We start from the raw sequence: 25,834 nt of genomic DNA, 5'->3' as shown, positions 1-25,834 counted from the left end.
ACCTCCGCGGTCATCTGGCCTCCAGGGTCGTTCGAATGCGGCGTGGGTCACCACGCGATGGCGAGAACCTACCGTTGCTGCCCCGGCCCGCAAGGCCGCTTGAGCAATACTTAGGGTTTCAACTGCGTATCGATGTCCCTTTTGGGGCTATCGGCGTCAGCGTAACCCACAGTCACCGTCCGGGTGGCCCGTGCGTGGCGGGCCGCGACGTCCTAGAGTTCGGCGCTACCGGCCGGTGGAGCGGGTCACCATGGGAGGCGGACGGGTGCGGGTGCTGCTGGTGGAGGACGACGACCGGGTCGCGGGCGCGCTCATCCCGGCGCTGACCCGCCGCGGCCTGGCGATCGCGCGGCTGGCCACCGGCGCCGGCGTGCTCGAACGCGTGCACGAGGTCGACGTCGTCCTGCTCGACCTGGGGCTGCCGGACATCGACGGCGTCACCCTCTGCACCCAGATCCGCGCGGTCAGCGATGTCTCGATCATCGTCGTGTCGGCCCGCGGCGAGGTCGACGACCGGATCCGGGGCCTGCGCGCGGGCGCCGACGACTACCTCGTCAAGCCCTACGACGTCGAGGAGCTGCTCGCCCGGGTCGAGGCGGTGCGCCGGCGGCGTCCGGAGCACACCGTCACCGAGCCGGTGGTCATCGAGGTCGGGGACGTCAGCGTCGACCTCGCCCGGCACGAGGTGCTGGTCGACGGACGCGCGATCGCGTTGTCCCGCAAGGAGTTCCAGGTGCTCGCGCTGGTCGCCGGCGCGCGCGGCGCGGTGTGCTCGCGCGAGCACGTGCTGACCGAGGTGTGGGGGCACCGGGGCGCCGCGGAGAGCCGGTCGCTCGACGTCCACGTCGCGACGCTGCGGACGAAGCTGGGCCGCCCGGCGCTGATCGAGACGGTCCGCGGGGTCGGCTACCGGCTCGGCGGCGCGGCCACCCGGAGCTGAGGGGCGTGCGCGTCCGGCTGCAGGGCATCGTGCTGACGCTGGTCGCGCTGCTGGTGTTCGGCCTCGGCATCCCGCTGGCCATCTCGATCGCCGCGGGCGCCCAGCAGGACCTCTTCCTCGACCGGCTCACCGACACCGCCCGGTTCGCGTCGCTGGCGCAGCGGCCGCTGCTGGACAACAAGCCGTACCTGATCGAGCCCGACGTCCGCCGCTACACCGAGGTGTACGGCGTGCAGGTGGTCGTGGTCGACCAGGACGGCCGCCCGGTCGTGACGGCGCTCGGCCCGGCCGCCGCGCGGATCGACCTCAAGGACGAGCGGATCAGTGACCCGGTCCACGAGGCGCTGGCCGGCCGCCGGTCGCAGCCCGCCGGCGTGCTGATGCCGTGGGACTCGACGCCGCTGGTGCTCGCCGAGCCGGTGCTCGCCGACGGCGAGGTGCGCGGCGCGGTGCTCACGGTGTCCACCACCGATTCCGAGCGCGCCGCGGTGCTGTGGTGGTGGCTGCTGCTCGCCGCGGGCGGCATCCTGGCCTTCGTGGTGGCGCTGGGCGTGGCGATCCCGGTGGTCCGGTGGATCCTGAAGCCGGTGAAGCGGCTCGACGACGCGACCGGCGCGCTGGTGGCGTCCGTGGTCAGCGGGCGGGAGGCCGAACCGGTCGGGGAGGGCGGCGGCCCGCCGGAGCTGCGGCAGCTCGGGCGCTCCTTCGACCGGATGGCCGAGAGCGTGTCGAGTGCGCTGGCCGCGCAGCGGGCGTTCGTCGCCGACGCCTCGCACCAGCTGCGCAACCCGCTGACCGCGCTGAAGATCCGGCTCGGGAACCTCGACGGCCACGTCGTCGACGACCAGTCCGCCGCCGACCTGGAAGCCGCGCGCGTCGACGCCGGACGGCTGCACCAGATCCTCGACGGCCTCCTCTCGATGGCCCGCGCCGAGGCGTCCGGCGGCGAGCTGGACCCGGTGGTGCTGGACGAGGCCGTCGCCGAGCGCGTCGCCGACTGGTCGGTGGTCGGTGAGGCCCGGGACGTGCGGCTGGTCGTCGACGCGTCAGGCGACGGCGCGCGGGTCCGGATGCCGCCGCGCGGTGCCGAGACGATCCTCGACGCACTGCTGGACAACGCGCTGAAGTTCACCGCGGCCGGCACCGAGATCCGGGTCGCCGTCGAACGCGACGGCGACCGGGTGCGGCTGTCGGTCCGCGACCACGGGCCCGGCCTGCCGCCCGAGGAGCTCGACCGCGCGCTGGACCGGTTCTGGCGCAGCCCGGCCCACCAGAACGTGCCGGGTTCGGGGCTGGGCCTGGCGATCGTGTCCGAGCTGACCGCGCACTCCGACGGCGAGCTGGCGCTCGACCTCCCCGACGGCGGCGGCCTGCGGATCACGATGACGTTCCCGGCCGCCTAGGTCTTCTTGTCGCGGTAGTACCGCAGCGCGCCGGGGTGCAGGGGGATCGGCTGGGTCTCGATGCCCGGGTGGACGTCGATCGACAGCGCCGCCGGGTTGGCCAGCGCCAGCTGCTGGCGCGCGTCGAACAGGCCGCGGACCAGCGCCTCGGCGACGTCGTCGCTCATCGACTTCGGGACGATCAGGAAGTTCGGCACCAGCAGCGTGGTCACCGGCCCCGGCTGGTTGTACGTGCTCGCCGGGATCGACGCGGTGCCGTAGACCTGGTTGATCTCCTGCATCTTCGGCATCACGTCGGCGATGTCGAGCAGGCGCAGCGACTGCGTGCCGTTGTAGGCGGCCAGCGTGGGCGTCGGCAGGCCGCCGGACCAGAAGAAGGCGTCGATCTCGCCGTCGAGCAGGGCCTTGACGGAGTCGTCGAGCCCGCGGGAGCTGGTGGTGACCGAGTCGGTGAGGTCGGTTGCCTGCAGCAGCCGGCGGGCGATGTACTCCACGCCCGAGGACTTCGCGCCGGTCGCGATCCGGCGGCCGCGCAGCTGCCCGACGGTGCGGATGTCGGAGTCGGCGCGGACGACGATGTGCAGGTAGTCGTCGTGGATGCGGGCGAGGGTGGTCAGCCGCGGGTCGCTCTTGTACCGGTCGGCGGCGACGTCGGCGGCGACGAACGCGACGTCGGCGGCCCCGGCGAGCACCTTGTCGATGTTGTCGGGCGAGCCCTGGGTCTGCAGCACGGCGGGCCGCTCGATGTCCAGGCCCGCGGCCCACGCCGTGGCAAGGGTCTGGGCGAGCTTGTCGTAGACGCCGCCGGGGTTGCCCGCGGCGATCCGCAGCTTCAGCTCGCCGAACCCGGAGCTGCACGCCGAGAGCACCAGGACCAGGGCGGCCGCTATCGCGAGCGCCTGCCTCCGCCGCGTCGTGACCACGGCCCGATCGTGCCAGATCCGGCGCTCGAGTGGTTGGCCTCCGGCGATCAGGGCACTCTCGGTGCGGAGGAAGGGAGGGCGGCATGGACGTCGTCGTCGTGGGTGGCGGGCTGGCGGGGCTGAGCGCGGCGCGGCGGCTGCGCCGGGCCGGCGCCGAGGTCACGGTGCTGGAGGCGGGCGACGACGTCGGCGGCCGGGTGCGCACCGACGTCGTCGGCGGGTTCCGGCTCGACCGCGGGTTCCAGGTGCTGCTGCCCGCCTACCCGGCGCTGCGGCGGCTGACCGACGTCGCCGCGCTGCGGCCGCGGCCGTTCACGCGCGGCGCGATCGCGATGACCGGCTCCGGACGCCGGTGGCTCGCCGGGCCGTGGCACGGCCTGCCCGCGGTGCGCGGGGTCGCGGCGTTCGCGGTGAGCCGGCCTCTCGACGGCGCGCGGATGGCGGCGCTCGCGGCCAAGGACGTGCTGACGGCCGATCGCGCGGACAACGGGCGCAGCACCGCCGAGGAACTGCGGCGCTGGGGGCTGACCCGGGCCACGGTCGAGGAGGTGCTGCGGCCGTTCCTCGCGGGGGTGTTCCTCGACCCGGCCCTCGCGACGTCGAGCCGGATGTTCCACCTGATCTGGCGCAGCTTCCTGCGCGGCGGGGGCGCGTTGCCCGCCGAAGGGATGCAGGCTTTGCCGCGCCAGCTGGCAACCGGGCTGGCGGTCCGCACGGGCGTCGAGGTCGACGCGGTCACCGAGGACGGCGTCCGCACGCGGGACGGCGAAGACATCCGGGCGCGGGCCGTCGTGGTGGCGACCGACGGCGACGTGGCCGCGCGGCTGCTGCCGGAGGTGGAAGCGCCGGGCTGGCACGCGGTCACGACGTTCTACTACCGCGCCGACGCCTCGCCGCTGCGCTCGCCGACCCTGCTGGTCGACGGTCTCGACGACCTGCTGCTGAACACGGCGGTGCTCAGCGAGGTCTCCCCGGCGTACGCCCCGGCCGGCTCGGCGCTGGTCGCGGCGTCGGTGCCCGACCGCGCGGACCCGGGCCTGGAGCCGCGGGTCCGGGAGCGGCTGGCCCGGATCTACGACACGGACACCCGCGGGTGGGACCTGCTCGAGACATACGCGATCCCGAACGCGTTGCCGGTGTTCGGGCCGGGTGCGCCGCTGCGGCGCCCGGTGCGGATCGGCCCGGGCCGGTACGTGTGCGGCGACCACCGGGACACGCCGTCGGTGCAGGGCGCGCTGGTGTCCGGCCAGCGGGCGGCCGCCGCGGTGCTGGCCGACCTCGTCGCGTAAGTCCACAGTGGACGGGCATGGCTGACTCCCGGGGATGAGGCCCCTGGGCGGGTGGCGGCGCCACGCAGAGGTTCGAGCTGGAACCGGTTCCGAGGATCGCTCCGCGGCGCCGAACTGTCAAGGGTTGACAGGTCGGGTGCGGTGGTATGAACCTTTTCACCAGTCGTCCCCCGCCGGCCCTCGAGGGCATCCGCCCGGCGCTCAGGGGGCGAGCCGGACCGCGCCGTCCCCTGACCGGCGGCGGGTCCGCCCACTTCCCCGGCCAGGGAGGAACCATGCCCTCGAACGTCCTGCCGCGGCGCCGTCGCCGCGGCCCCGGTACCCGCTTGGCTACCCTCGCGGCGGCCCTCGCCGTCGCCGTCCTCGGGCTCGCCGCCCCGTCGGCGTCCGCGGCGGATCCCCTGATCTCCCAAGGCAAACCCGCCACGGCGTCGTCGGTCGAGAACGCCGGCACCCCCGCGAGCGCCGCGGTGGACGGCAACACCGCCACCCGCTGGTCGTCGCAGTTCAGCGATCCACAGTGGATCCAGGTCGACCTCGGCGGGGCGGCGACCGTCAGCCAGGTCGTGCTCCGCTGGGAAGCCGCCTACGCGACCGCGTACCAGATCCAGCTGTCCGCCAACGGTTCCGCGTGGTCCACTGTGTACCAGACGACCACCGGCACCGGCGGCACGCAGACGCTGAACGTGACCGGGTCCGGCCGGTACGTCCGGCTCGCCACGACCGCGCGAGCCACCCCGTACGGCGTCTCGCTGTGGGAGTTCCAGGTGTTCGGCACCGGCGGCGGGACGACGCAGCCCGGCGCGGGCACCCCGCCGGACTCGTTCTGGGGTGACACCGCGAGCATCCCGGCCGCGCGCAACGTCCTCACGGTGAAGGTGCTCAACCGCACCAACGGCAAGTACCCGGACAGCCAGGTGTACTGGAACTTCGGCGGCCAGACGCACTCGATCGCCGAACAGCCCTACATCGACATGCCCGCCAACTCCGCCGGGCGGATGTACTTCTACCTGGGCACCCCGAACGGGCAGTACGCCGACTTCATCGAGTTCACCGTCGGGCCGGACGTGTTCAACGGCAACACGACCCGGGTCGACGCGTTCGCGCTGAAGCTGGCCATGCGGCTGCACGCCCACGACGGCTACGACGTCCAGGTGGGCGAGGACTACCAGACCTTCCAGGAGGACCGCTCGACCACCTTCGCCAAGTTCCAGTCCGAGGTGCCGACGGAGTTCAAGGGCCTGGCGACGGTGAACGCGCCGTACCGGATCCCGGCGCCGGGCAGCGCGCCGGACTTCCGCGCCGGCGGTCAGTACGCGAACTACTTCACCGCCTACGCGCAGTCGGTCGGCGTCAACGAGCCGACGTCGAACATCACCGGGTGCGCCGGTTCGCTGGCCGGGAACCCGGACATGTGCGCGGCGCTGAACCGGCACACGGCGCACCTGCCGCAGTCGCAGTGGCAGGACCCGGCGCGGTACTACCAGGCGGCCCCGGCGAACTACTACGCGAAGTTCTGGCACGACCACGCGATCAACCACCTCGCGTACGGCTTCCCGTACGACGACGTGGCGGCCCAGTCGTCGTTCGTCTCCCACGGCGACCCGCAGTGGCTGGTGGTCGCCGTCGGCTGGTGACCTCGCCGGTGCGGCGGCCCGGTCAACGGGCCGCCGCTACCGGAGGGTGGCGATCCCGGCCAGGAAGATGTCGACGCCGGCGAGGAATTGCTCGCGGTCGTCGTGCTCGCGCAGCTGAGCCGACGCCTTGTGCACGAACGGGTACTGCTCCGGGTCGAGGTCCGCCCACTGCGCGGCGACCTTGCCCAGGAAAGCCGAGCGGTCCTCCTCGCCGGAGGTGAGGAGCCGGGCGTTCGCGGCGTTCTGCCCGGCGACGCCCAGGACGTAGTTGACGAGCGCGCCCGCGGCGTCGAAGAGCGCTTGCCCGGGGACGCCGAGTGCGTCGAGGAGCCCGCCGATGCGCTCGTAGACCTCCAGGAGCGCGGGGCGCCACGGCTCCCGCGAGAGCTGGGCGCCGACCCAGGGGTGGGCGTCGATCGCGTCGAACAGGCCCAGCGCGACGGTGCGCAGGGCTTCGCGCGGCTCCGCGTCGACGATCGCGCCGGTCATGACGTCCGCGATGACGTCGTCGGTGGCCGCGGCGAGCAGGTCGCTCTTGTTGGCGATGTGGTGGTAGATCGCGCCGTACCCGGTGGCCAGGTGGGTGGTGAGCGCCCGGAAGGTCAGCGCGGCTTCGCCGCCGTCGTCGAGGAGCTCTTTCGCGGCCTTGACGATCAGCTCCTTCGACAGCCCGTCGGTGCGTCGCTTCGTCATGACGGAATCATCGCACAGTTGGATCGTCACTCCAAGGTCGTGGTAGCGTCGTTGGAGTGACGATCCAACGAACCACCACGATCATCGGAGCCGGACTCGGCGGCCTGGTGCTGGCCCGCGTCCTGCACGTCCACGGCATCCCGGCGACGGTCTACGAAGCGGAGGCCTCACCGGAGGCCCGCCGGCAGGGCGGGATGCTCGACATCCACCCGTGGAACGGCCGGCCGGCCCTCGAAGCGGCGGGCCTGACGGCGGGATTTCGCCGGCTCGTCCTGGCGGGCCGCGAGTCCTACCGCGTCCTCGACCGGACGGGGACGGTCCTGCTCGACCGGCCCGACGACGGCACCGGCGAGCGTCCCGAGGTCCAGCGCGGCGAACTGCGGCAGCTGCTGCTCGGCTCGCTGCCGCCCGGGACCGTCCACTGGGGACGGAAGGCCACCGGCGTCCGGGCCCTCGGCGAAGGCCGCCACGAGGTGAGCTTCGCGGACGGCACCACCGTCGTCTCGGACCTGCTCGTCGGTGCGGACGGCGCGTGGTCCCGGGTGCGGCCGCTGCTGTCGGCCGCCGTTCCCGAGTACGTCGGCGTTTCCGTCGTCGAGACGTTCCTGTTCGACGCGGACACTCGCCACCCCGCGGCCGCGAAGGCCGTCGGCGCGGGATCGATGTTCGCACTGGCGCCCGGCAAGGGAATCCTGGCCCACCGGGAAAGCGGCGGGACGCTGCACACCTACGCGCAGCTGCGGAAGCCGCAGGACTGGGCCGGCGACATCGCCGGGGAGTTCGACGGCTGGGCCCCGGAGCTGACGGCGTTGCTGACCGGCAGCGACGTACCGCCGGTGCTGCGCCGCCTGTTCACCCTGCCGGCCGAGCACCGCTGGGACCGGGTGCGACCCTGATCGGCGACGCGGCCCACCTGATGCCGCCGAACGGAGAAGGCGCCAACTTGGCCATGCTGGACGGCGCGTCACTCGCGCAGGCGATCGCCGCGCACCCGGAGGACGCGGAGAAAGCGCTGGCGGAGTACGAAGAAGCGATGTTCCCCCGCGCGGCGGCCGAAGCGGGGGAGGAGGACATCTACGACATCATGCTCGGCGCGGACGCACCGCACAGCCTGGTGGCCATGTTCACCGGAGCCGAGGCGTCGTGAGCAGTTCGCGGCCGCGCTCGGGGGTGATCGCGGCGGCCAGGACGGGGTCGGCGAGCAGGGCGACCGGGGCGATGTGGTCCGGTGTGCGCGGCCGCCAGTGCGGCAGCGCGGCCAGGACGGCGGTCCACAGCGCGTCGGGGTCGTCCGGGTGCGCGGCCCGCGCGTCGCGCACCGGCTGGTCGAACTCCGGGTTGCCGTAGGTGAAGCCTTCCCCGGGCCGGGAGAACCGGGGTTCGTTTTCGGCGATCATCGCCATGATTTCCGGTCGTCCACCGATCATCGCGCCCCGCAGCACGGACATCCGGCCCTGCCGCGCGCCGCGGAGGTGGTCGTCGAAGAGGTACGGCAGCAGTTCCTCGGTGAAGAGCGGGTCCGTGAGGAATCCTGCCGGCAGGAAGGACGGGTGCAGCAGCCGGCCGAGCAGCATGCCGGCTTCGTACCAGTTGCGCGACAACAGCAGGATCTGCGCGCGCAGCACGGTGGCCCGTTCACGGCCGAACTCTTCGGCGCGCTCCAGCACTTCGCCGGCGGCATCGACGTCACCGGCCAGCGCGGCGACCCGGGCTCGTTCGACTTCCGCGTCCCACGCGTCGCGCGTCTCGCCGGCCGGCTTGCGCATCTGGTGGAACTCGGCGTAGAGGTCCTCCATCAGCGCGGCGAAGGAGGCGAACCGGGTGGGCGGTTCGGCGCGCCAGGAGAACAGGCTGCAGGCGGCCCACTCGCCGGACTCGTCCACGTCGCCGGGGTCGAGGAACAGGATGCCCGCGTCGGCTTCCTCCGACAGCAGCAAGCCGCGGGTGAAGCGGTTCTCGCCGGCCTCCTGTTCGTCGAGGTCTTCCCACTCTTCCCAGAACGGCTCGAGGTCGCGCAGCCAGCCGACCGTCGCCGTGTCGCGCATCCGGCAGCCGCACCTCGAGGCGCGTCTCGGCCGCGGTGACCTCGTCCTCGGTCGCGGCCGCGAAGCCGAGCCACCGGTCCCGCGTCACGGCGGGGTCGAGCTCACCGGGCTCCGCCGTGCTGATCCATTCCGCACTCCACTTGCCAGCACGCGGTAAGGCTTCGGGAAGAACGCCCAGTGGTCGTCGCACCAGACCAGCCCGTCGTAGGAGAGGCCGGCGGACTGCCCGGGGGAGAGGTACCGCCAGGCGGCCCACACCCGCGTCGGCACCAGGAGGCCCGCCACCGAACGGTAGCCACCGGGGAAGGAGTGCGACACGGCGTTGTCATCGGCGAGCGCACCGGCCGGCGTGAGGTGGACGCGGAGGTTCGGACGTCCTGTCGGCCGGCGGAAGCCGATGCCGGTTTTCCAGTTTCGCGCGTACTGCTGCCGGGCCGGTCCCACGGTGTCGCGCACGAAGACTTTCGCGTAGTCGTCATCCCGCGGCCGCAGCTCCTGCAGGGCCGCGCCGGTCCGGTCCGCCGCGACCGCCCGCAGGATCGGTTCGAGCTGCACTTGCAGGGCGACCATGGAGATCTCCGCCCGCAGCCGCGGGCTCGAGGTCGTCACGGTTCTTCGTCGGCGCCGACTCCGCCGAGCCAATCATCGAGTCCGCGGCTTGCCTTGCGTTCGGCGGCGTAGTCCTCGGGAGTGGGCCGGTACCACCGCAACCCGGTGCGGATGGTGAGCAGGTCGACCACGTAGGCGCTGATGTCGACCCGGTCGTATTCGACTTCGTCGCTGCCGTCCGGCGCGTACAGGAAACCCTCCTCGGCGACCTCGCCGACGAGTTTGACCACGTTCTTACCGCCGGCACCGGCGACGCCGACCGCGGAGATCTCGACCCCGAAGACGGACGCGACCTGCGCGGGCCGCCGTTGGAATTCGCCTCGGGCGAAAGTGCAGTCCAGCGCTTGCCCGACACGTGCGGCGACCTGCTCCGGCGCCTCGTCGGTATCCGCGCGGGCACTAAAACGGATCGTCTGTCGTTTCATCCGGACTCTTTCGCCATCGAGGTGACTTTACCAGGGCTGTTCCGCGCGAAGTGCGATCGTGGATTTCTCGATTCCGTTGACGTGCGGGAACTTCTCCTTGAGCGCCGCGCCTATCCGCCTGCCGAGCCGGACGAGATCCGCCGGCACCCCACGGGCGGGCATGATCTTCGTGCCCTCGGTGTCCAGCAGATCCGGGTACTCGGCGGCGACCGCGGCGAAGGCTTCCCGGTCGACCACCACGTAGAGGTCGACGTCGAAGTCGTACGGGTCGAAGCGGGTTCTCCCCTTGTGCGGACCGCGCAAGCCGGATTTCATGCTGCCGATGTACCCGATCTCCTGGCCGTGGTAGGTGAAACCGGCGACGACGTCGTCGATCTTGGTCTGGGTTGCCCGGAACGAAGCTTCCCAGGCTGCCGTGCCCTCGAGGTCCGCAGTCCGCGCCACCGTGTCCCTGGCCAGCGCCGGATCCCCGGTCGTCACCGCGAATTCCGCCAGCCGGTCCCTGAGCCCGCGAGCCTCGTCCGCCAAGGCGCGGACCACCTCTTCGGCCTTGCGGCTCTTCTCCGGGGAAAGCGTGAACTCGTCCCGCTGGTGCGGGAAGAGGTCGTCCCACAGCGCCTTGAACTTCTCGGTCTGTTCGGACTGGAGATCGCGGATCTCGCCGCCGTACTCGGCTTCGAAGCGGGCGCGGACGGCCGGGTCGGCGGTGCTCTGCAGGTAGCTGCGGACGTTGTCGATCGCGGTCCAGGTGCGGCGGTAGTCGGGAGTTCCGGGCAGCTGGCCGGCGAAGCGCTCGGCGAGCCGGTTCGCCGTGGTGGAGTCGAGGCCCAGGGCGTCCTGCAGGGCGGCGGTGGCGGCGCCGACGTCGGGCGCCCGGCGGGGATCGGGCCGTTCCGTCAGGCGGGTCATGGCCCGGGCCAGCCGGTGCGCCGCCGCGCGGGCGTCGAACATGGCCTGCACCGGCGCGGGCACGACCGGTCCGCCGCCGCGCGCGTAAGCGTCGGCGAAGTCCTGGCGAAGCAGGCCGATGTCCTGCGGGGTGAGCCCGAACTCGCGGCCGAAGTGGCCGATGCGCTGGGTGAACAGTGAGACGTCCCGGGCCGGCGAACCGATGGGGTCGCCGGCGGCGTTCATCGACTGGTGCAGGGTGGGGGCGTCGATCATCGACACCCCGGCGTCGGCGTCCCAGAGGAAGTTGCCCAGGTGGGCGTCGCCGTGCACCAGGGCGGCCGGGCCGGGGTCGGCCGCGGCCCGCGCCAACGTCGTCTCCAGCGCGGCCTGGATCCCGTCGAGGTCGATGCCGAGCTCTTCGAGGAGCGGGCGGCGGGCCGCCAGCTCCGCGAGGTGTTCGCGGATCGCGGCGGCGTGCGGCGCGAGGTAGGCCGGGGAGGCCTGCCGGTCGCCGCCCCGGTGCAGTTCGGCCATGCCTTCGGCGACGCCGGCGACCGCCCGGCGCAGGTCGTCCATCGCGTGGTCGCGGTCCCAGGCCAGCGGGACCCGGCGGAGCAGGGCGTCCACCGACACACCGGGGGCGGCCGCGGAAAACAGCGCGCCGCGGCGGGTGCCCTCCGGCCCGGGCACCGAGGCGACGGCGAGGACGTCCGGCACGCCGAACGCGGTCAGCTCGGCCTGGCCGAGCCGGTCCGCGGCCGACAGCTCCTGGGCGAACTCGGCGCCGTCCGGCACGATCTTGACGTAGCCGGCCGGCTCGCCGTCCACCGTCACCCGGTACACCGGGCGCGTGGTCCGCGCCCGGCCGTCGTGCCCGCCGACCGGCTCCAGCACGACGTCGCCGTCGACGACCGTCACGACCAGCGCGCGGATCGACGCCGGCGAATCGTCCGGCAGGCTGGGCAGTTTCCGGAGCAGGTTCGCCACCGCACCGGGGGCCACGTCGCCGGTGTCCGTCCGCGTCGACCTCGCCGCCCGGCGGGCCACCTCGACCGATTCCGCCGGCCCGCGGAACCGGGCGGGCTTCTCCAGCGGCCCGGCCGCGCTTTCCTGGACCGCCGACTCCAAGCCGGCCTTGCCCATCTCCTGCAGGATGTCGCCGGCGTCGCCCGGGAGCTTGCCGGTTGCCGCGCCGATGCCCAGCTCCACGCCCTTGCCCGTCGCGCCGCCGAGGAACGAGGACGTTCCGCGCAACGCCGTGCGGGCCGCCAGCGAGCCGTTGAGCGCCTCGCCGAGGGTGGTGCCGCGGCCGGCCGGGAGGGACTCGAACGCCTGGGACGTCACCGTGCTCGCCATGCCCGCGAGCGCGCCGGTCAGCGTGGCCTCCAGCAGCGCCGCGAAGCCTTCGCCGAGCCCCTTGCGCCACGTGGCTTCGTCCAGGAGCGCGCCGCCGAAGCCGCCCAGGCCGCCGGTGGCTCCGCCGATGACCAGCAGGTCGCCCAGCGTGCTGCCGGTGAGGCCGCCCATCGTCGGCGCCAGGCCCTCGGCCGACCGCAGCGTCGTCATCCCGGCGGCCAGGCTCTGGGCGCCGCCGCGCGCCACGATCGACAGGTGCTGGCCGATTCCGGCGGTCAGCGCCTGCACCGCCGTCATGCCCAGGTCGACCGCCGCCTGCTCCCAGCCGTACCGGCCGCCGCTGACCGCGCTGTGCACGGCCATCGAGCCGAGGCCGGTCAGCCCGGCGATGGCGGCGATCAGCAGCGGGCTGGCCGCGCCGCCGGTGGCCACCGTCGCCACGGCGGCGGCGATCGCGCCGATCACCATGACCGCGGTGGTCAGGACCGACGCGTAGCGGTCGATCGCGGCGGCGTAGTTCTCGGCCGCCAGCTTGCCGACCCGCACGGCGGACGCGAACTCCCGCGGATCCGCGCCGGTGTACTTGCCGTCCTTGTCGAACAGCCCGCCGCCCGCGGCGATCGGGCGGCCCGCCGCGTCGGTCCAGACCGGGTTGCCCTTGTCGTCGACCCGTACGGTCGCGCCACCCAGCGAGGTGGTCAGCCGGGACTGTGCCAGCGCCAGATCCCGGTCCGCCGTGCTGTCGCCGGCCAGCCACGAACCGAGCCAGCCCGTCTCGTCCCGCTGCTGCTGCATGGTGAACGCGGCGACCTCGGCGCGTTCCCGGTCGTTGCGCGGCACGCCGAGCAGCGCCCGTTCCATCCGCAGCCGCTCGTCGCCGGAAAGCTCGGTGAACCAGCCCTGGCCGCCGAAGGTGCCGAGGTCGTCGTCGAGCGCGGTGCCGGTGAGGTTCTTGTACTCGACGCGCATCGCGGCGATCTCGTCGCGGTCCATCCGCTCGACGAAGCGGAACATCAGCTCTTCGTCGGTGCCGGCGCCCTTCGAGGCGTACTCGAGGGCGAGCGCGGCCGTCTTCGGGGTCGGGTAGTCCTCGTGCGCGAGGCGGACGGCGAGCTCGCCGGCGTCCTTGTCGTCGCCGGCCGCGGTCCTGAGCTGTCCTTCCAGGTAGGTCTTCGCGGACGCGGGCGTCCCGGCCTGGGCGGCGCCGCCGTAGTCGGCGGCGTACTTCCGGAAAACCTGGTCGCGCTCGTCCAGCGCGGCTTTCCGTTCCTGCTCCGGCACTTTCGCACCGGGCTTGAGCCGCGGGTCGACGAGCGCGGCGTCCAGCTTGAGCAGGTTCGGCCCGCCGGGCCGCTGCGTCTCGACGCCGAGCCGGGCCGCGCGCGCCGCCACGCTGTTCTCGCCGCCGCGGATGAGCGCGACGGCGAGGTCCCGGTTCGCGCCGGTGATCTCCCGCGTCTCGACCGTCGAGCCGCCCTCGGCGTCGGTGACGGTCACCTGGATCGGCGCGAGCGTGTACTTCTCGACCGCGGCGGCGGCCTGCTGCGGCGAAACCCGGCCCGTGCCGGCGATGACGCCCGCGAGCTCCTGCTGCACCGCCACCCGGCGCTCGTCCGCGGTGGCCTGCACGCGGCCGCGCTCCGTCGGGGCCTTGCCGTACTCGATGAGGGTGTCGTGGAGCGCGTCGAGGTCGCCGGCGCGGCGCGCGTCGTCGATCCGGTCCTTCATCCGGAACGCGTCCGCGAGGTTCTGGTTGCCGGCCGCGAGCGCGTCGAACACCTTCAGGTCGGTGCCGCCGAGGCTGTCGCGCACCTCCGCGAGCGCCTCCGCGCCTTCCTTGCTGCCCTTGAGCTTCTCGAGCTCTTCGGGCTTGAGGTTGCGCATCAGCTCCTCGATGCGCGCTTCGTCGTCGTTGTACCAGTGGGTCGACGCCCGCAGCTCGGCCGCGGCGCCCGCGGCCTGGTCACCGCGCAGGTAGGCCCGCGCGGACTCGAGCTCGTCGCCGCTGAGCTCGTCGGTCAGCGCCGCGTCGAGCGAGCCGTGCGCGGATTCGTACAGCCAGCGCAGCGCGCGGGCCTGCGCCGGGGTCAGGCCGCGCAGCGATCTCGACACCTTCGCCTCGTCGGTGCCCCAGCCGCCGAACGCGTCCACCAGGGCGAACTCGCGCTTCTCCAGGTCCGACGCCACCCCGACCGCGGCCGCTTCGATGTCGCCGGCCAGCTTCACGGCCGGGTGGAGGTACGGCGTGAAGATTTCGCCGACGTACTTGTCCCGCCCGGCGTCCGTCGTCGTCTTCCACTCGGTGAACGGCGCGGTCATCGCCGCCTTCGTCTTGCGGACGGCCGTGCCGAACACCTGCTTCAGCGGCATGGCCCACGCGTCCGCGACCTGCCGGATGCCGCGGGCCGTGGCCGCGAAGGACGCGTCGTGCCCGCCCACGAAGCCGGCGATCCCCTGTGCGGCCGCCCTTCCCGTCCCGCGCAGCGCGGCCGCCGACTCCGCGCGCGCCCGCCCGGACGCCGTCGTCGCGGTCCGCTCGACCTCGTTCACCACCGCGCCGGTCGACGCGTCGGCCCGGGTCACCAGGCGCTGCTGCGCGACGCCGAGCTGGTCCACCTTGGGTCCGGTGTCGCCGACGGCCTTTTCCGTCGTCCGGCGCAGGCTTTCCGCGCCGTTCTCCGCCGCCGGCTTCAGCCCGTCGCGCACCGACGTGGTCACCTGGCCGAACGCCGACAACCCGGTCGTCGCGGCCGTCCCGAGCCCGGTCAGCTCCGCGGCGGCCTGCGCGTGCGAGCCGTGCAGCAGCGCGTTGGCGTCGTTGACCAGGCGGTCCCGGGCCGCCTTGTGCCGCACGGCGATCGACTCGCGGGCCTCGCCGGCCATCCGGCGCAGTGCTTCGTGGCCGCTCGTGGCCTGCTTGCCGAGCGCGCCGTAGGCCGTGCTGGTGGCCTTCCGCACCGCGGCGCGGCCCTTCGTGTCGATCTCGGCCTTGCGCGCCTTCAGCGCGGTGGCCAGCTCGCTCGCGTCGAACTGCTCGCGAACCTTGGGAATCTGGTCGCGGTACGCCTTCGACTGGGTCGTCGACGCCTCGGTCAAGGCCGCCTCCGCTGCCTTGGCCAGCCCCGGGACGGCCGCCCGCCGGGCCTCGTTTTCCGCTTCCACCAACGGCGTCGCCCCGCCGGGGAAGAGCGTGGCCGCGGCGGCGCCGTAGGCCTGGACGGCCGCGATCGCCTGCCCGGCCGCGGTCGTGATCGCCACCGCGCTCTGCTCCAGCAGGTCGGTGTAGCCCGCCGCCAGGTCGTTGACGATCGCGGTGATCTGCTCGCCCGCGGTGTCGGCGTTGGCCCGCACCCGGCGCAGCGCGCTCGCGGAGGCGGAGGCCACCTGCCGGCGGCCCCGCCGCACGGCGACGTCGAGCCCGGCGGTGCCCTCCTCGTACGCGGTGTCGACGGTGCTCAGCGCGGCCAGGCGCAGGTCGTCCAGCTCCTGCTCGGCCGCCGCGACCCGGGAGCGGGCCCGGCCGTCCACCCGGTCGTGGCGGTCCGCCGCGGCCCGGCCGAGCCGTTCCAGCAGCGACCGCTGGGCCTCGTGGGCGCGCCGAGCGCGGTCGACGAGCCGGGCGAACGCGCGCGAAGCCGAGGCCAGCGCGTCCCGATCGCCGGCCCCGGGAGCGCGGACCGGCGGCAGCGCGGCCGGCGCGTCGAACCGGCGCGCGAACGACGGCAGCGCCAGCCGCAACGGGCTGTCCAGGCGCACGCCGTCGACACTCGGCGCACCGGGGGTCTTCGTACCCGGGACGGGGCGGTCGTCAGCGGTCTTCGCGTCCGTTTTCGCGGGCCCCGGCCTGGCCGGCGGCTGCGCCGCGCGGGCCCGGGCGGTGGCCGCGACGGCCTGGTTGCCGACGAGGTCCTGCCCGGCGAGCAGCTGCCGGGGCGACGAGCCGGGCGGCGTGCCGGTCATCGAGGCGGCTACAGCGGCGTTGCCGGCCGCGGGAGGCGTCCCGGCCGGTCCCGGCGCCGGGACCGGCCGGCGCGGCCCCGGCACGGCCGCCACGACCGGAGCGGCCGGCCGAGGAGCGCGAACCTTGAGGGGCGCGGGCATGACGCAGGATGGCACCCGGCACGTCGCGGCAGCGCTTCCCCGGCGTCACGACCACGTCACCGGCCCGGCACGAGCGACCCCACGGCAGGCGGCGGCTTCACCTGGTCAAGCCAGGGTTACCCTGAAGGACGATGACCGAGAACCAGGCACCCAGGGCGTACCAGATCCGCACCTTCGGCTGCCAGATGAACGTGCACGACTCCGAGCGCCTCGCGGGGCAGCTCGAGGACGCCGGGTACGTCCCCGTCGACCACGGGGCCAAGCCCGATCTGATCGTGTTCAACACCTGCGCCGTGCGGGAGAACGCCGACAACAAGCTCTACGGCACCCTGGGCCACCTGCGCCCGGACAAGGTCGCCAATCCCGGGCTGCAGATCGCTGTCGGCGGGTGTCTCGCGCAGAAGGACCGGGGGGAGATCGTCAAGCGCGCTCCCTGGGTCGACGTCGTCTTCGGGACGCACAACATCGGGTCGCTGCCGACGCTGCTCGAACGCGCGCGGCACAACGCCGAGGCCGAGGTCGAGATCCTCGAGTCGCTCGAGACCTTCCCCTCGACGCTGCCCGCGAAGCGCGAGTCGTCCTACGCGAGCTGGGTGTCCGTTTCCGTCGGGTGCAACAACACCTGCACCTTCTGCATCGTGCCCGCGCTGCGCGGCAAGGAGCGCGACCGGCGGCCCGGCGAGATCCTCGCCGAGGTCGAGGCGCTCGTCGCCGAGGGCGTGCTCGAAGTCACGCTGCTGGGCCAGAACGTGAACTCCTACGGCGTCGAGTTCGGCGACCGGCTCGCCTTCGGGAAGCTGCTGCGCGCCACCGGCGCCATCGACGGCCTGGAGCGCGTGCGCTTCACCTCGCCGCACCCGGCGTCCTTCACCACCGACGTCATCGAAGCGATGGCCGAGACGCCGAACGTCTGCCACCAGCTGCACATGCCGCTGCAGTCCGGGTCCGACCGGGTGCTGCGCGAGATGAAGCGGTCCTACCGGTCGGCGCGCTTCCTGAAGATCCTCGACGAGGTGCGCGCGGCGATGCCGGACGCGGCCATCACCACCGACATCATCGTCGGCTTCCCCGGCGAGACCGAAGAGGACTTCCAGGCCACGCTCGACGTCGTCGAGCAGGCGCGCTTCTCCAGCGCCTTCACCTTCCAGTACTCGAAGCGCCCCGGGACGCCCGCCGCGACGATGGCGGACCAGCTGCCGAAGGAGGTCGTCCAGGAGCGCTACGAGCGCCTGGTCGAGCTGCAGAACGCGATCTCCTGGGAGGAGAACAAGAAGATCGTCGGCCGCCGGGTCGAGCTGCTCGTCGCCGAGGGCGAGGGCCGCAAGGACGCCGAGACGAACCGGATGAGCGGCCGCGCCCGCGACGGCCGTCTCGTGCACTTCACGCCGACCGGCGTGCTCGTCGACGGCGCGGTGCGCCCGGGCGACGTCGTCGAGACGGTCGTCACCTACGGCGCCCCGCACCACCTGGTGGCCGACGGCGACCTGCTGTCCCACCGGCGCACGCGGGCCGGCGACAACGCGGAGGCCGGGCTGAAGCCGAAGACGAGCGGCGTCACGCTGGGACTGCCGGGGTTCGGTGCCCCGGCCGCCCTGCCGGAGCCGGTGAGCGGGTGTGCGCTGTGACGGAGTCCAAGGGCAACGGCGAGCTGGCCGAGCTGGCCGCCGAGATCGACGAGGTGGGCGACCGCGCGTCGCGCACGGTCGAGCTGGGCCGGCGCGGGTTCACCATCGCGGTGTTCACGTTCGTGCTGCTGATCTGCCTGATCCTGCCGTGGGTCGGCGACAAGGCGGGCTGGCAGGTGCTGGCCGGCGAGGGCGGCGGCATCCCGCAGCTGTTCGCGGCGACGTCGACGGCCGTCGGCATCCTGGCGTCGGCGCTGGCGCTGGTGACGCGCCGGTGGTGGCTGGCCTGGGTGTGCGCCGCCGGCGGCTGGTTCGCTTCGGTGGACGGGCTGCTGGCGATCTGGTCGCAGCAGTCGTCGCACGCCAGCGGAGCCGCGGGCGGCGGACCCGGCTACGGCCTGATCATCGCCTGGATCGCGATGATCTGCCTCGCGGTGTCGTGGATGCGCACCGCGTTCTCGCGCTCCTAGGGACTCAGCCCACCCGCAGGGTGAGCGTGCTCGACGAGTACGCGGCGGCGTACAGCGTCGTCTCGGGGTGGTAGAGCCGCAGCGAGACCGTGGCGCTCAGGCTGAAGCTGAGGCTGAACGTGAAGCCCCCGTTCGGCCGGCAGGTCGTGTCGGCGAGGTTCACCCAGACACCCGCCCGCAGCTGCTGCACGATGACGGTTTCGAGGGTCTGGGTGCCGTCGGTGCGGGCCGCGTCGAGCACTTTGAGGTTGCCCTTGAGGTCGACCTTTTCGTTGACCTTGACGTGGTCCTTGCCGAGCTTGCCGTCGACCTTCACCTTGCCCTTGCCGGCTTCGGCGGAGGCGCTGACCGGCGCGGCGGTCGCGGGGGCGGCGAGAGCCGGGGCGAGCCCGGCGACGGCGATGCCGATCGCCAGTGCGGAGAGGGTCCTTCTGGCGCTGAGAAGTGTCCTGGTCATGATCGAAGTGGAGCACCGGGAGCCGCGGAGAGCGCCCCGGAACCCCCGGTAGTGGTGGCGACCGGACCGCTTCGGGTGACCCGTTAACCGTCCGATAACCGACGAAGGCCCCACGCCGGAGCGAGGGGCCTTCGAACGACGGACCTCAGCGGTCCGCGACCGCAGCCTCGGCGGCCTGCAGCCACTCCCGCCACTGAGCGGCCTGCTCATCGGCCTTCTTGGCCCGACGCTCATCCCCGGCAGCCCGCGCCTTCGCCGCCTGCGACTCGAACTGCTCGACCCGCTCCCGGAACTGAGCCGCCCGAGCCTGCGCCTCCGGGTCCGTCCGCCGCCACCGGGTGTCCTCCGCCGACTTGACCGCGTCCTGGACCGCCTTCAGCCGGCCGTCCAGCTCCCGGATGCGCTCGCGCGGGACCTTGCCGATCTCGTCCCACTGCTCCTGGATCCGCCGCAGCGCGCTCTTCGCCGCCTCCAGGTTCGCCGCCGCGTCGATCTTCTCCGCCTCGACCAGCAGCTCCTCCTTGCGGGCCGCGTTCGCGCCGAACTCCGCGTCGCGCTCGGAGAACACCGCCGACCGGCGGGCGAAGAACTTGTCCTGCGCCGCGCGGAAGCGCTGCCACAGCGCCTCGTCGCTGTCCTTGGGCGCGCGCCCGGCGGCCTTCCACTCGGTCATCAGGTCCTTGTAGCGACCCGCCGTCTCGCCCCAGTCCTCGGACTCGCTGATGGCCTCGGCCTCGGCGATGAGCTCTTCCTTGCGCTGCTTGGCCGACGCGCGCTGCTTGTCTAGCTCGGCGAAGTGCGACCCGCGGCGGCGGTTGAACGCCTCACGGGCCTTGGAGAACCGCTTCCACAGCTCGTCGTCGGTCTTGCGGTCGACGCCCTTGACCGTCTTCCACTCGTCGAGGATCGCGCGCAGCCGGTCGCCCGCCGCCTTCCACTGGGTGGAGTCGGCGGCGATCTTCTCGGCCTCTTCGGCCAGCTCCTGCTTCCGGGCGACGGCGGCCGCGCGGGCCTCCTCGCGCTCCGCCTTCGCGCTCGCGAGCGCCTTCTCGGCGTGGCCGATCACGTACTCCAGCCGCGCGGCGAGCGCGGCCAGGTCGCCGACCAGGGCGGCCTCGGCCAGCCCGTCGCGGATCTGCGTGGCGCTCGACAGCGCGTGCTTCGGGTCGCCGGCGCCGGACACCAGCCGGGTCTCCAACAGCTCGACCTCGGTGCGCACGTCGTCGAAGCGGCGGGCGTAGTGCACGAGACCCTCGTCGGGGCTGCCTGCCTGCCAGACCCCGACGGCGCGCTCACCCTCGGGAGTGATGACGTAGACGGTGCCCTCGTCGTCGATCCGGCCCCAGGTCGACGGGGTGGGTTCGGCGGGCGGCACGGGCGGGGCGGCGTGCCCGGCGTGCAGCGCGTGCGGCACCGGGTGCGGGGCCGGGGTACCGGTGGAAGTGTTCTCCTGGGCCATCGCAGGCTCCTTATCGCCTGTACGCCCGCTCGCGCGGGCGCCCCGCCGCGAAGCGGGGCCGGGTAATGCGGTCGTCACGGGCCGTGCTCGGATGCTACGGCCTCCACGCGGCATTCAAGCAGCTCAGCGCGCACCGTGGTACCGGATGAGCCACTCGAAGCTCGTGATCCTACTTCCGGTGGACGCTCTGTGTCGGCCCGCCGGTATCGTCAGCCGCCGTGAACAGCCTCGTCGCCCCGGTCGCCGTGGTCGGGCCGACGGCCACCGGGAAGACCGCGCTCGCCGTCGAGCTGGCGCTGGAACTGGGCGGCGAAGTCGTCAACGCCGACGCCCTGCAGCTCTACCGGGGCATGGACATCGGCACCGCGAAGGCCACCGAGGCCGAGCGCCGCGGCGTGCCGCACCACCTGCTCGACGTCCTGGACGTGACCGAGACGGCGTCCGTCGCGGCCTACCAGCGGCACGCCCGGGCCGAGATCGAACGGCTGCTGGCCGCGGGCAAGGTGCCGGTGCTGGCCGGCGGCTCCGGCCTCTACGTCCAGGCGGTGCTCGACGACCTGCGGTTCCCCGGCACCGACCCGGCGGTCCGGGCCCGGCTCGACGCGGAAGCCGAGCAGCTCGGCACGCCGGCGTTGTACACCCGGCTGGGTGAACGCGACCCCGCCGCCGCGGCGGCGATCCTGCCGACCAACACCCGCCGGATCGTGCGCGCCCTCGAGGTCATCGAAATCACCGGCGAGCCGTTCTCGGCGAACCTGCCCAAGCCGGGGCCGGCCCGCTACGGCACGGTCGTGATCGGCGTCGACCGCGCGCCCGAGGAGCTCGACGAGCGCGTCAACGAGCGCGTCCGGCGGATGTTCGAGGCCGGCTTGGTCGACGAGGTGCGCGAACTCGAGAAGCGCGGCCTTCGCGAGGGGAAGACGGCGTCGCGGGCCCTCGGCTACCAACAGGTGCTCGCCGAACTGGACGGCGACGGCGACTTCGAAGCGGCCGCCGCGGCGACCGCGCAGGCGACGCGGCGCTTCGTCCGGAAGCAACGGTCCTGGTTCCGGCGCGACCAGCGGATCCACTGGTTCGACGGCGCCGAGCCGGGGCTGGCCGCGCGCGTCCTGGATACCCGGGGCCGGTAATCTTGCCCCCATGGGCGGAATCGAGTTCCTCAAGGGGCACGGCACGCAGAACGACTTCGTGCTGCTCCCCGACCCGGCGGGCCGCCTCGAGCTGACCGAAGCCCGGGTCGCCGCGCTGTGCGACCGCCACCGCGGCCTCGGCGCCGACGGCGTGCTGCGCGTCGTCCGCGCCGCGGCGATCGACGAGCCGTCCGCGGGCGAGTGGTTCATGGACTACCGCAACGCCGACGGGTCGATCGCCGAGATGTGCGGCAACGGCACCCGCGTGTTCGCGCGCTACCTCGTCGACTCCGGGCTGGAGCGCGAGGGCGAGTTCGTCATCGGCACCCGCGCGGGCGACCGCCCGCTGATGGTGCACCCGGACCGCTCGGTGACGGTCCAGATGGGGCCGGCGACGATCACTGGCACGTCGGTGACGGTGGTGGCCGGCCGCCCGTTCTCGGGCGTCGCGGTGAACGTCGGCAACCCGCACCTGGTGTCGCTGATCGACGACGACGTGGCGGACCTGGACCTGCGCGACCAGCCCGACTTCGACCACGACGTCTTCCCGCACGGGGTCAACCTCGAGTTCGTCAACCGCCTCGGCGAGGGCGCGCTGCGGATGCGCGTGCACGAGCGCGGCGTGGGGGAGACCCGGGCGTGCGGAACGGGCACGGTCGCCGCGGTGGCGGCGGCGTTCCACCTGGCGGGCACGGACACCGGCGCGTCCACAGTGGACATCCCGGGCGGCCGGGTGTCGGTGACGGTGTCCCGCGGCGCGTCGACGCTGTCGGGCCCCGCGGAGATCGTGGCGCGCGGTGAGATCGACGAAGCCTGGTGGGCCGCCGCCGGTTCGTGACGGCGTCAGCCGGTTTCGAGGGCGTTCAGGATCTTCCAGGTGTGCCAGTGCGAATCGTGCTCCTGGCAGAGCAAGGAAACGGCCGTCAGCACCGCCACGAGCGCGTTGGTGCGCGTGACCTGGCCCGGCGCGGTGATGTGGTGGCTGGTCACCGGCCGGCTGAAACCCGCCGGGGCGGGCGCGCCGCTGCCCGGCGACCACGGCGTCATGGCGTTCAGCAAGGGCATCACGGTGGCCAGTTCGCGCAAGATGCCGAGCGAAGCGAAGAAGGACAACCCCGCGCTGCGGGCGCGTTCCGACAACGTCTGGACGCGGCTCGGCGCCGGGGCGTGGCTGTGCCGATCGCCGTAGACGATCGTGAACGCGGTGCGGGCGAGCTCGTCGATGAGGTTCGCGGCCGCCGACTGAGCCGGTGCCGGAAGATCGAGACGAAGTGCCTGGACCGCTTCCCGGGCGACCCGGACCGACGGTGCCGCCGCGGGGGCTCGGTCCACCTCGTCCAGGCGGCTGTCGCAGTGGTCGAGGATCGGCTCGCGGCGGTCGTCGAGAACGGCGTGGACCGAGACCGTTTCGTCGTCGTGGGCGGCCAGGAGCAGCTTGACGGTTTCCGGGTCGGGCACCCAGGCCAGCGGAACGCCGTGCGCCAACGAGAGCCGGACGGCCGCGAAGTAGTCGACGTCCGCCTTGCCGTCGGAGACCCAGTTCGGCGGAGCGGCCCGCCGGTGGAGCTCGTCGACCCTCTTGCCCGAGGCCCTGGCCGTTCGTTCGACCCAGGGCCAGAACCCGTCGATCGCGCGTCCGATGGAGTCCGCCAGCTGCCGCGTGGGCTCGGGGGACAGCTCGGCCGCAGCCGGTTGGACCAAGGGCCGGAACGGTCGCAGCAGGTCAGCGGCGGCGAACACGAACTCGTCTCCGGTCGCCGCGGGACGCTCCCCGCCCGGCGCATCCGTACTCATGGCGAGAGATTAACGGTCCGGCCCGGCGGAATTCCCGTTTCCGCGGCAGGAATTCCGCCGGGCCCACCGGCGTCAGATCTTCGCTTCCACCGAGAAGCCGCCTTCGCGCGTCTCCACCGACGTGATCGCGCCCGCGGTGCGGATGTCCGGCTCGATGGCCGCGAACCGGGCCAGCAGCTCGGCCGGCCCGGTCACGGTGAGCGTCTCGACGGCCGTCCGCATCGACACCTTCGCGTCCGTCTTCGCCCGGCGCACCGCCGCGATCACCGCACCCGCCAGTGAAAGCAGCTCGGGGTCACCCTCGACGGGAGCCACCGAAGGCCACTCGGCCCGGTGCACCGACCCCTCCTGCCACCACGACCAGACCTCCTCGGTCGCGAACGGCAGGAACGGCGCGAACAGCCGCAGCACCGCCGACAACGCCGTCACCAGCGCGGCCTGCGCCGAAGCTGCCTCGGCCGGGCCGAGGTCGCCGTACGCGCGGCCCTTCACCAGCTCGACGTAGTCGTCGCAGAACGTCCAGAAGAACGTCTCCGTGACCTGCAACGCACGCGCGTAGTCCAGCGCCTCCAACGCCGTCGTCGCCTGCTCGGCAACGACGGCCAGCGACGCCAGCAGCGCCCGGTCCAGCGGCTCGGTCGCCACCGCGTCAGCTGAAGGCACGCCCAGTCCCAGCACGAACCGGCTCGCGTTGAGCAGCTTGGTCGCCAAGCGGCGGCCGACCTTCATCTGGCCTTCGTCCACCGCCGTGTCGACGCCCGGGCGCGCGCTCGCCGCCCAGTACCGGACCGCGTCCGAGCCGAACCGCTCCAGCAGGTCCACCGGGGTCGTCACGTTGCCCTTGGACTTCGACATCTTCTTGCGGTCGGGGTCGAGCACCCAGCCCGCGATCGACGCCGCTCGCCACGGCAGCACGCCGTGCTCCAGTTCCGCGCGCACCGCCGTCGAGAACAGCCAGGTGCGGATGATCTCGTGCGCCTGCGGCCGCAGGTCCATCGGGAACACGCGCGTGAACAGGTCGTCGTCGAGGCTCCAGCGGCCGACGATCTGCGGCGTCAGCGACGACGTCGCCCACGTGTCCATCACGTCGGCCTCGGCGACGAACCCGCCCGGGACGCCGCGCTGGTCTTCGGTGAAGCCCGGCGGGACGTCACTGCTCGGGTCGACCGGCAGGTCGTCCGGCAGCAGACGGGCGTCGTAGTCCGGCTCGCCGTTCGCGTCGAGCCGATACCACAACGGGATCGGCACGCCGAAGAACCGCTGGCGGCTGACCAGCCAGTCGCCCGCCAGGTTCTCCACCCACGACGAGTAGCGCACCTTCATGTGCTTCGGCACCCAGGTCAGGTCCTCGCCGCGCGCCAGCATCTTCTCCCGAAATGCCGGGTCGTTCCCGCCGTTGCGCAGGTACCACTGCCGGCTGGCGACGATCTCCAGTGGCTTGTCGCCCTTTTCGTAGAACTTCACCGAGTGCGTGATCGGCCGAGGTTCCCCTTGCAGGGCACCGCTTTCGCGCAGCAGGCGCACCATGATCTCGCGTCCCGTGTGGACGGTCTTGCCCACCAGCGGCGCGTACGCCTCCGCCGGCACGTCGTGGGGCGCGTCGGGCAGGAACCGGCCGTCGCGGCCCAGCACCACCCGCGTCGCCAGGCGCAGCTCGCGCCACCATGTGACGTCGGTGGTGTCGCCGAACGTGCACACCATCGCGATGCCGCGGCCCTTCTCCGGGTCCGCCAGGTGGTGCGCCACGACGGGCACCTCGACGCCGAACACCGGTGTCCGCACGGTCTTCCCGAACAGTGGCTTGAAGCGCTCGTCGTCCGGGTGCGCGACCAGCGCGACGCACGCGGGCAGCAGCTCCGGCCGGGTCGTCGCGATCACGACGTCGGCGCCGTCGGGGCCGGTGAACGCCAGGTCGTGGAAGGCACCCGGGCGTTCGCGGTCCTCCAGCTCGGCCTGGGCCACGGCGGTCCGGAACGTCACGTCCCAGAGCGTCGGCGCTTCGGCCTGGTACGCCTCGCCGCGCTCGAGGTTGCGCAGGAACGCGCGCTGCGAAATCAGCCGCGAGTCGTGCCCGATCGTCTGGTAGGTCATCGTCCAGTCGACCGACAGCCCGAGCCGCCGCCAGAGCTCCTCGAAGACCTTTTCGTCGGTCTCGGTGAGGGTTTCGCACAGCTCGACGAAGTTGCGCCGCGAGATCGAGACCACGTCCTTGCCCGGTTTCTCCGGGGCGCGGAAGTCCGGGTCGTAGGGCAGCGACGGTTCGCAGCGGACGCCGAAGTGGTTCTGCACGCGGCGTTCGGTCGGCAGGCCGTTGTCGTCCCACCCCATCGGGTAGAACACCTCGAACCCGCGCATCCGCTTGAACCGCGCCAGGACGTCGGTGTGGGTGTAGGAGAAGACGTGCCCGATGTGCAGCGACCCGCTGACCGTCGGCGGCGGGGTGTCGATCGAGTAGATCTCGTCCCGGTTCCTGGTGCGGTCGAAGCGGTAGGCGCCGGTGGATTCCCATACGGGTACCCACTTGGCCTCCAGACCGTCGACACCGACCTTGTCCGGGACTCGCGGGCGTTCGTATGGGGTACTCATG

At 73.0% G+C, this 25,834-nt stretch carries 18 protein-coding genes and 1 pseudogene; 9 read left to right on the top strand and 10 right to left on the bottom strand.

The window, feature by feature from the left end; translation table 11 throughout:
• Positions 1–265: 265 nt before the first annotated feature.
• Both ACERZO_RS31345 and ACERZO_RS31340 read left to right on the top strand, forming a co-directional pair.
• Positions 266–940 (top strand): response regulator transcription factor, encoded by a 675-nt coding sequence (locus ACERZO_RS31345; RefSeq protein ID WP_372668997.1) that lies wholly within the window; start codon positions 266–268, stop codon positions 938–940.
• Between the two features lie 5 nt (positions 941–945).
• Positions 946–2,343, top strand: coding sequence for a sensor histidine kinase (locus tag ACERZO_RS31340; RefSeq protein WP_372668636.1), 1,398 nt, complete (start codon positions 946–948; stop codon positions 2,341–2,343).
• Here the strand turns inward: ACERZO_RS31340 and ACERZO_RS31335 are convergent.
• Complete coding sequence (locus tag ACERZO_RS31335) at positions 2,340–3,266, bottom strand: TAXI family TRAP transporter solute-binding subunit (RefSeq protein ID WP_372668634.1); 927 nt, start codon at positions 3,264–3,266, stop codon at positions 2,340–2,342. The genes ACERZO_RS31340 and ACERZO_RS31335 overlap by 4 nt on opposite strands.
• Before the next feature lie 83 nt (positions 3,267–3,349).
• Here ACERZO_RS31335 and ACERZO_RS31330 point away from each other — a divergent pair, with 83 nt between their 5' ends.
• Both ACERZO_RS31330 and ACERZO_RS31325 read left to right on the top strand, forming a co-directional pair.
• Positions 3,350–4,555, top strand: coding sequence for an FAD-dependent oxidoreductase (locus ACERZO_RS31330; protein WP_372668632.1), 1,206 nt, complete (start codon positions 3,350–3,352; stop codon positions 4,553–4,555).
• Positions 4,556–4,830: 275 nt separating this feature from the next.
• Positions 4,831–6,192 (top strand): beta-1,3-glucanase family protein, encoded by a 1,362-nt coding sequence (locus ACERZO_RS31325; protein WP_372668631.1) that lies wholly within the window; start codon positions 4,831–4,833, stop codon positions 6,190–6,192.
• 36 nt (positions 6,193–6,228) lie between these two features.
• Here ACERZO_RS31325 and ACERZO_RS31320 read toward each other — a convergent pair whose 3' ends face one another.
• Positions 6,229–6,885, bottom strand: a complete 657-nt coding sequence (locus tag ACERZO_RS31320; RefSeq protein WP_372668629.1) for a TetR/AcrR family transcriptional regulator — start codon at positions 6,883–6,885, stop codon at positions 6,229–6,231.
• A 62-nt stretch (positions 6,886–6,947) separates the two neighbouring features.
• On the opposite strand from ACERZO_RS31320, the pseudogene ACERZO_RS31315 reads away from it, so the two are divergent.
• Positions 6,948–8,032: pseudogene (locus tag ACERZO_RS31315) on the top strand (FAD-dependent oxidoreductase).
• Here the strand turns inward: ACERZO_RS31315 and ACERZO_RS31310 are convergent.
• The 4 genes from ACERZO_RS31310 to ACERZO_RS31295 form a co-directional block, all read right to left on the bottom strand.
• Entirely contained in the window at positions 8,010–8,930 is a 921-nt protein-coding gene (locus ACERZO_RS31310) for a hypothetical protein (RefSeq protein WP_372668627.1), read from the bottom strand. The pseudogene ACERZO_RS31315 and the gene ACERZO_RS31310 overlap by 23 nt on opposite strands.
• 84 nt (positions 8,931–9,014) lie before the next feature.
• Positions 9,015–9,539, bottom strand: coding sequence for a hypothetical protein (locus ACERZO_RS31305; protein ID WP_372668625.1), 525 nt, complete (start codon positions 9,537–9,539; stop codon positions 9,015–9,017).
• Positions 9,536–9,964, bottom strand: coding sequence for a hypothetical protein (locus ACERZO_RS31300; RefSeq protein WP_372668624.1), 429 nt, complete (start codon positions 9,962–9,964; stop codon positions 9,536–9,538). The genes ACERZO_RS31305 and ACERZO_RS31300 overlap by 4 nt, the downstream gene beginning before the upstream one ends.
• A gap of 27 nt (positions 9,965–9,991) precedes the next feature.
• Positions 9,992–16,312: a phosphotransferase gene (locus ACERZO_RS31295; RefSeq protein WP_372668622.1), complete on the bottom strand. Its 6,321-nt coding sequence runs from the start codon at positions 16,310–16,312 to the stop codon at positions 9,992–9,994.
• Positions 16,313–16,443: 131 nt separating this feature from the next.
• Between ACERZO_RS31295 and miaB the strand changes: the two genes are divergently transcribed.
• Both miaB and ACERZO_RS31285 read left to right on the top strand, forming a co-directional pair.
• The gene (gene miaB / locus ACERZO_RS31290) at positions 16,444–17,937 is read left to right on the top strand and encodes a tRNA (N6-isopentenyl adenosine(37)-C2)-methylthiotransferase MiaB (RefSeq protein ID WP_372668619.1); all 1,494 of its coding nucleotides are present in this window, start codon (positions 16,444–16,446) and stop codon (positions 17,935–17,937) included.
• Positions 17,934–18,407: an Rv2732c family membrane protein gene (locus ACERZO_RS31285; RefSeq protein WP_372668617.1), complete on the top strand. Its 474-nt coding sequence runs from the start codon at positions 17,934–17,936 to the stop codon at positions 18,405–18,407. The genes miaB and ACERZO_RS31285 overlap by 4 nt, the downstream gene beginning before the upstream one ends.
• Before the next feature lie 4 nt (positions 18,408–18,411).
• Here ACERZO_RS31285 and ACERZO_RS31280 read toward each other — a convergent pair whose 3' ends face one another.
• The gene (locus tag ACERZO_RS31280; protein WP_372668615.1) at positions 18,412–18,864 is read right to left on the bottom strand and encodes a hypothetical protein; all 453 of its coding nucleotides are present in this window, start codon (positions 18,862–18,864) and stop codon (positions 18,412–18,414) included.
• Positions 18,865–19,009: 145 nt separating this feature from the next.
• Positions 19,010–20,323, bottom strand: a complete 1,314-nt coding sequence (locus tag ACERZO_RS31275) for a DUF349 domain-containing protein (RefSeq protein WP_372668613.1) — start codon at positions 20,321–20,323, stop codon at positions 19,010–19,012.
• A gap of 218 nt (positions 20,324–20,541) precedes the next feature.
• Between ACERZO_RS31275 and miaA the strand changes: the two genes are divergently transcribed.
• Both miaA and dapF read left to right on the top strand, forming a co-directional pair.
• On the top strand, positions 20,542–21,453 hold the full coding sequence (gene miaA / locus ACERZO_RS31270) for a tRNA (adenosine(37)-N6)-dimethylallyltransferase MiaA (RefSeq protein ID WP_372668611.1): 912 nt from the start codon (positions 20,542–20,544) through the stop codon (positions 21,451–21,453).
• Positions 21,454–21,463: 10 nt separating this feature from the next.
• Positions 21,464–22,291, top strand: a complete 828-nt coding sequence (dapF, locus tag ACERZO_RS31265) for a diaminopimelate epimerase (protein WP_372668609.1) — start codon at positions 21,464–21,466, stop codon at positions 22,289–22,291.
• Between the two features lie 5 nt (positions 22,292–22,296).
• Here the strand turns inward: dapF and ACERZO_RS31260 are convergent, their stop codons facing one another.
• The gene (locus tag ACERZO_RS31260; protein ID WP_372668607.1) at positions 22,297–23,247 is read right to left on the bottom strand and encodes a hypothetical protein; all 951 of its coding nucleotides are present in this window, start codon (positions 23,245–23,247) and stop codon (positions 22,297–22,299) included.
• Positions 23,248–23,319: 72 nt separating this feature from the next.
• Positions 23,320–25,833: a valine--tRNA ligase gene (valS, locus tag ACERZO_RS31255; RefSeq protein ID WP_372668605.1), complete on the bottom strand. Its 2,514-nt coding sequence runs from the start codon at positions 25,831–25,833 to the stop codon at positions 23,320–23,322.
• Position 25,834: the final 1 nt, after the last annotated feature.

Origin of the sequence: Amycolatopsis kentuckyensis (assembly GCF_041679295.1) — a bacterium.
Classification (GTDB): Bacteria; Actinomycetota; Actinomycetes; order Mycobacteriales; family Pseudonocardiaceae; genus Amycolatopsis; species Amycolatopsis kentuckyensis_A.
The sequence above is the reverse complement of the archived record's forward strand: the minus strand, read 5'-3'. Positions and strand labels throughout refer to the sequence as shown.

Coding starts and splice junctions, on each gene's coding strand:
- ACERZO_RS31330 (WP_372668632.1), top strand. CDS start 3,350: ATGGACGTCGTCGTCGTGGGTGGCGGGCTGGCGGGGCTGAGCGCGGCG.
- ACERZO_RS31325 (WP_372668631.1), top strand. CDS start 4,831: ATGCCCTCGAACGTCCTGCCGCGGCGCCGTCGCCGCGGCCCCGGTACC.
- ACERZO_RS31320 (WP_372668629.1), bottom strand. CDS start 6,885: ATGACGAAGCGACGCACCGACGGGCTGTCGAAGGAGCTGATCGTCAAG.
- ACERZO_RS31310 (WP_372668627.1), bottom strand. CDS start 8,930: ATGCGCGACACGGCGACGGTCGGCTGGCTGCGCGACCTCGAGCCGTTC.
- ACERZO_RS31300 (WP_372668624.1), bottom strand. CDS start 9,964: ATGAAACGACAGACGATCCGTTTTAGTGCCCGCGCGGATACCGACGAG.
- ACERZO_RS31295 (WP_372668622.1), bottom strand. CDS start 16,312: ATGCCCGCGCCCCTCAAGGTTCGCGCTCCTCGGCCGGCCGCTCCGGTC.
- miaB (WP_372668619.1), top strand. CDS start 16,444: ATGACCGAGAACCAGGCACCCAGGGCGTACCAGATCCGCACCTTCGGC.
- ACERZO_RS31280 (WP_372668615.1), bottom strand. CDS start 18,864: ATGACCAGGACACTTCTCAGCGCCAGAAGGACCCTCTCCGCACTGGCG.
- ACERZO_RS31275 (WP_372668613.1), bottom strand. CDS start 20,323: ATGGCCCAGGAGAACACTTCCACCGGTACCCCGGCCCCGCACCCGGTG.
- dapF (WP_372668609.1), top strand. CDS start 21,464: ATGGGCGGAATCGAGTTCCTCAAGGGGCACGGCACGCAGAACGACTTC.
- ACERZO_RS31260 (WP_372668607.1), bottom strand. CDS start 23,247: ATGAGTACGGATGCGCCGGGCGGGGAGCGTCCCGCGGCGACCGGAGAC.
- valS (WP_372668605.1), bottom strand. CDS start 25,833: ATGAGTACCCCATACGAACGCCCGCGAGTCCCGGACAAGGTCGGTGTC.